The following is a 5,436-nucleotide window of genomic DNA, read 5'->3' on the forward strand; positions in this document are numbered from 1 at the left end:
TCGCTGATCAGCGTGCTGGCGAACCGTTCGCAGGACATCCTCGACGACCTCCTCGCCCGCCGCGCCACCACCGAAACCCGGAGCGCCCGATGACCAAGACGCTGGTGATCGCACCCGGCCCCACCGCCAACGGCGACCTGCACCTGGGCCACCTCGCCGGACCCTTCCTCGCCGCCGACGTCTGCGCCCGCTACGCGCGCGCCGCCGGCCAGGACGTCCTGTTCGCCAGCGGAGTGCACTTCACCCAGAACTACATCGTCACCACCGCCCGCAGACTCGGCGCCCAACCCGAGGAGTTGCGCACCCGCTCCGCCGCGCAGGTCGAGGAGACGCTGGCCGCCGTGGGCATCCGCCCCGACGGGTTCGTCCGGTTCGGTGACCGGTACGTCAAAACCGTCCGGCACTTCTTCGAACGCCTCCACGGCCGAGGCGCCCTGCGCCTCAAGAACATCCGCTTCCCCTACGCGCCGCGCACCGGCGAGTTCCTCACCGACGCCTACGTCCGCGGCGGCTGCCCCGTCTGCCTCGCCGACGGCTGCGCAGGACTCTGCGAGAATTGCGGGCACTGGATCGCCTCCGGCGACCTGATCGAGCCCCGCTCGACCCTGCACCCCGACGACCCGGTCGAACTGCGCGAGCAGCAGGTCCTGGTCCTGCCGCTGGAGGAGCACCGCGCGGCGCTCACCGCCTACTTCGCGCGCAAGAGCGCGACCATGCGTCCCCGCCTGGCCCAGATGGTCGAGGAGATCCTCGCCCGCGCGCTCCCGGACTACCCGATCACCCTGCCGATCTCCTGGGGCATCCCCGCGCCCTTCCCCGAGGTCTCCGGCCAAGTGCTCTACGCCGACGCCGAGACCATCGCCTGGAGCATGCACGGCACCGCCCTGGCCGCCGAGCAGCGCGGCGAGGTCCTGGCCGCCGACGACGAACTGTGGTTCGCCGAGGCCCGGCCGCGGGTGGTGTACTTCTTCGGGTCCGACGCCGGCTTCGCCTTCGCGGTCGTCGGCGCCGCCATGCTGGAGGCGCTCGGCGGCTACGCCCTGCCCGACCACTTCGTCACGAACGAGTTCTACGAGCTCGACCACGACAAGTTCTCCACCAGCCGCGGCCACGTCGTCACCGGCCGGCAGCTCGCCGCCGAGGTCCCCCGCGACATCGTCCGCTACTACCTCGCCGCGACCGGCCCGGACTTCCAGCGGACCAACTTCACCCGCGAGGCCCTGGAACGGGTGACCCGCGAGCGGCTCGTACAACCGTGGAACCGGGTCGCCGACGAGGTGGGCGCCTGGGCGGAGCGGGCGCAGGGACCGCTGCCCGTGTCCGAACGGTCCAGAGCGGCCGCGGCCCGCATGCTGGAACGATTCGACGCAGCCTGCGACGTGCGCCGGTTCAGCCTCACCGCGGTCGCCTTCACCCTGACCGAGCAACTGGCGCGCCTCGACCGCCGGGACGTCGCACCGGCCGACGCCGGCGACTTCTGCCACGAGGTCGACGTCTTCCTGCGCTGCGCGGCGCCCGTCCTCATCGACCTCGCCGAACAGGCCGCCCTGCCCGACCCGTCCATCCCCGCCCGGTCGACCGCCACGCAGATCACCCCCGTACGCCTGCCACGGCTGGCGGAGCACGGGCAGTGAGCGCGGCGGTCGCCACCCGCCGGGTGGTGGTCGTCGGAGCGGGCGTGACCGGACTGCTGACCGCGGTGGAGTGCGCCCTCGCCGGCCACCGCGTCACGGTGCTCGACCGCGGTCCGGTGCCGAATCCGCACTCGACCTCCTTCGACCAGCACCGGGTCATCCGCAGCTTCAGCCCGCACGACCCGGCGGACACCCGGCGCAGAGCCGCCGCCCACCGCCGCTGGCTGGAGCTGGAGGCCCTGTTCGGCACCCGGTTCCTCCGCCGCGTCGGGGTGGTGACCGCCTGGCCCCGCGAACAGCTGCCCGCGGTGGCCGCTGCCGCGGCAGGGGCCGGCCTCGCCGTCGAACGGGTGGCCCCCGAACGGCTGCCGCACCTGGAGTTCCCCGCCGACTCCGCGGGCCTGTGGGAGGCCGACGCCGGCGTCCTGCTCGCGGAACGCGTCCTGCACGCCGCCGCCCGCTGGCTGCACCGGCACCCCGCGGTGACGCTGCACCCGTACACCCCGGTGACCGGGGTCGACACGGACTCGGCGAAGGTCGAGCTGGCCGGCGGGGAGACCCTCGGCGGCGACCTGGTGCTCGTCGCGGCCGGCCCCTGGGCCCGCGACCTCGTCGGGCACCCGGTCGTCCTGCACCGCCAGACCGTGATGTACCTGCGGCCGCCCGACAACGCGGCCCGCTGGTGGGACAACGCCCCCGCAGCGGGCGGCCTCGGACCGGACGGACGCGGCTGGGTGGTGCCCCCCGGCGAGGGAACCCTGCTCAAGATCAGCTCCGATGCGGTCTGCCGCACCGTGGCCACGACCGCGGACCGCGAGGACGAGAGCCGGCTGCCCTGGTCCGAACTCCTGGCCCGGTCGGCCCCCGTGACCCATCTGCACCGCTACACCGTCGAGGCGGTCACAGCCTGCCACTACGCGAGCGACGCGGACACCGGCGGCCCGCAGCTGGTCCGCGTCGGCCCCGCCGTCTGGTCCCGACCGGCCTGCGGCGGCTCCGGATTCAGCCAGGCCCCGCTCGTCGCGGGCGCGATCGTCGAAGCCCTGAAGGAGGGACCGGTATGACGAAGGAGAAGGGGAGCCAGAAGGCAGGGGAAGACGCCCCGGTCGGCGTGCTGGAGGCGCTCAAGGCCACACCCGCGCCGGTCCGGTACCTCCTCGGGGGCGTGCTGGTCAACCAGCTCGGCGCCTTCGTCCAGACCTTCCTCGTGCTGTACCTCACCCACCGCGGCGTGTCGGTCGCCGTCGCCGGCCTGGCGCTCGTCGCCTACAGCATCGGCTCCGTCTTCGGCACCATGCTCGGCGGCGAGATCACCCAGCGGTTCGGCCCGCGCACCGCCATCATGGCCGCCATGGCCGCCTCGGCCCCGCTCGTGGCGTCGGTGTCGTGGCTGAGCGGGCTCACGGCCCTGTGGCCGCTGCTCCTGGCCGTCGGCCTCGCGGGCCTGTTCACGCAGGCCTACCGGCCGGCCGCGGCCGTCCTGCTCAGCGACCTGATGCCCGACCGGTACCAGGTCATGGCCTTCTCGATGATGCGGATCGCGCTCAACATCGGCGCCGCCCTGGCACCGCTGATCGCCGCCGGACTCATCCTCCTCGACTGGGACCTCCTCTTCTGGGTCGACGGGGCGACCGCACTGCTGTACTCGCTGCTCGCCTTCGCCCTGCTGCCCAAGAAGCTCGGCCGGGACGACACCGGGACGGCCGCGGACACCGGCGACGGAGACCGGGCCGCCGCACCCGCCCCAGCGTCCGCCCCGAGCAGCAGCGCCGCGTACGCCGCGATGGCCCGCGACCGGAAGTACCTCCTGTACCTGGCCGCCGTCCTGCTCGGCTCGCTCACGTACGCACAGGGCCATATCGCGCTGCCCCTCGAACTCGTCGAGGACGGCTACCCGACCGGTTTCTACAGCACGGTGCTCACGGTGTCGTCCGTCGTACTGATCAGCTGCGAGCTCAAGATCACCGCCTATCTGAGCCGCCTGCCCAAGCACGTCCGCGTCATCACCGGCCACCTGGTCGAGGCCGCCGGGCTCGCCGTCTACGGGCTGTCCTCGCGCTCCGGCGCGTTCACGATCGCCGCCGCGGTCCTCGTCGTCTGCGGAATCATGATCGCCGCACCGAGCATGTTCGCCCACCCGGCGACGTTCCCCGCCACGGTCAAGGCCCGCTACATCGGCACCATGCAGGCCGTGGGCGGCGCGGCCTCAGCGCTCGCCCCGCTGTTCGGCGTCTACGCCTGGGCCCGGCTCGGCAGCGGCTTCTGGCTGCTGTGCGGCGTCCTCACCGCCGTCGCCGGATTCCTCGCCCTCGCGGGTGTGAAGGCGCCGCCCGAACCGCAGCCCGCCCGGGCAGCCGAAGAAACCGGCCCGACCACCCAGGGCGAGCCCGAAGCCGTCGGAGGCACCTCGTGAACGCAGCACCGGACGCACCCCGGCACACACCGCCGGCCACGCCGCCCACCGGACCGCCGCCCGGGCCGGTCCTCGTCGTGGGGTTCGTCGGCGTCACCATGGGCCTCATCGCCGCGTTCCAGCCGGACGATTCCGTGATCTACGTCGAGGAGCCGGACGTCATCCGCAAACGGCGGGTGCACGACCAGATCGACGGCGTCCCCTTCGTCCGCGGCCTCATCGCCTGGGAGTACCACCTCGAGGGGAAGGCCGACGAGTTCCACAACGCCCACCCCGACCTCGCCCCGTCCGCGGTCATCCCCGCCATCGAGTACGCCACCCCGTTCGCCGCCCGGCTCGCCGAACGCTACGGCCTGCCCGGCGCCGGCCTCGGCGCCGCGCGGATCCTGCGCGACAAGGCTCTGCTGAGGCAGGTCAGCGCCGCCGCCGGGATCGCCAATCCGGCCGTGGCCGCCGTCTCGGGCCCGGACGGGGTCCTGGAGTTCCTGCGCGGCCGGTCCGGTCCCGTCGTCCTCAAGCCGGCCAACCGCCAGGCCTCCGTCGGCACCCGGGTCATCCACGGCCCGGCCGAGGTCCAGCAGGCGTGGGCCGACTGCCTCGTCCAGGACGAGGGCGTCTTCGTGCCCGACCGGCCCATGGACCTCTCCATGCTGGTCGAGCAGTACGTCGACGGGCCCGAGTACAGCGTGGAACTGCTCGTCCGCGACGGCCGCACCCTCTTCGCCAACGTCACCGGCAAAGAGCTCTTCCCCGGGCCCCACCCCGTGGAAAGGGCCCACACCGTGCCGGCCGACATCCCCGCGCAGCGCGCGGAACTGCTCGTCGCGCAGACCGAGCGCGTCGTGCGGGCCGTGGACTTCCGCACCGGCACGATCCACTGCGAATGGATCGTCTCCGACGGCGTCCCGCACCTCGTGGAATGCGCGGGCCGGCTCGCCGGCGGCGGCATCCTCGACACCATCCAGCTCGCCTACCCGGTGGAGCTGCTGCGGAGCTACTACGCGCTGATGAAGGGCGAGGAGCCGCCGGCCGAACTGCCCCGGCACGCCAAGGGCGGGGCGGCCGTACGGTTCCTGGCCGCCGGAACGGGACGCGTCACGGCCGTGCACGGCCTCGGGGAAGCGCGCGACGTGGACGGCGTGTTCCTCGCCGCGGTCACCGTCGAACCCGGCGACCTGCTCACGGGCCTGCGGCACTCCTGGGACCGCACCGGCATCGTCATGGCCACCGCGGACAGCCCAGCCGAAGCACGGCGCCGCGCCGAAACCGCGGCGGAACTCATCCGGATCGACATCGAGGGGGAAGTGTGATGGACCGGGAGGTCGGTGTTCTGGCGATCGGTGCGGGTCCGGCGAATCTGGCGCTTGCGGTGGCCATTGAGGAGTCGGG

General features: G+C 73.2%; 4 protein-coding genes. All 4 read left to right on the top strand.

Features of this window, described 5'->3' with window-relative positions; genetic code table 11:
• Positions 1–89: 89 nt before the first annotated feature.
• Genes ABZ924_RS38035 through ABZ924_RS38050 form a run of 4 tightly spaced genes read left to right on the top strand, consistent with a single transcriptional unit; the run spans position 90 to position 5,357 of the window.
• Positions 90–1,634: a class I tRNA ligase family protein gene (locus ABZ924_RS38035; RefSeq protein WP_361920242.1), complete on the top strand. Its 1,545-nt coding sequence runs from the start codon at positions 90–92 to the stop codon at positions 1,632–1,634.
• Positions 1,631–2,698, top strand: coding sequence for an FAD-binding oxidoreductase (locus ABZ924_RS38040; protein ID WP_361920244.1), 1,068 nt, complete (start codon positions 1,631–1,633; stop codon positions 2,696–2,698). The genes ABZ924_RS38035 and ABZ924_RS38040 overlap by 4 nt, the downstream gene beginning before the upstream one ends.
• On the top strand, positions 2,695–4,047 hold the full coding sequence (locus ABZ924_RS38045) for an MFS transporter (RefSeq protein WP_361920246.1): 1,353 nt from the start codon (positions 2,695–2,697) through the stop codon (positions 4,045–4,047). The genes ABZ924_RS38040 and ABZ924_RS38045 overlap by 4 nt, the downstream gene beginning before the upstream one ends.
• A complete protein-coding gene (locus ABZ924_RS38050) occupies positions 4,044–5,357 on the top strand; it encodes an ATP-grasp domain-containing protein (protein WP_361920248.1) in 1,314 nt (437 codons plus the stop codon). The genes ABZ924_RS38045 and ABZ924_RS38050 overlap by 4 nt, the downstream gene beginning before the upstream one ends.
• The last annotated feature ends 79 nt before the right edge of the window (positions 5,358–5,436 follow it).

Origin of the sequence: Streptomyces sp. NPDC046876 (assembly GCF_040645035.1) — a bacterium.
Taxonomy (GTDB): Bacteria; Actinomycetota; Actinomycetes; order Streptomycetales; family Streptomycetaceae; genus Streptomyces.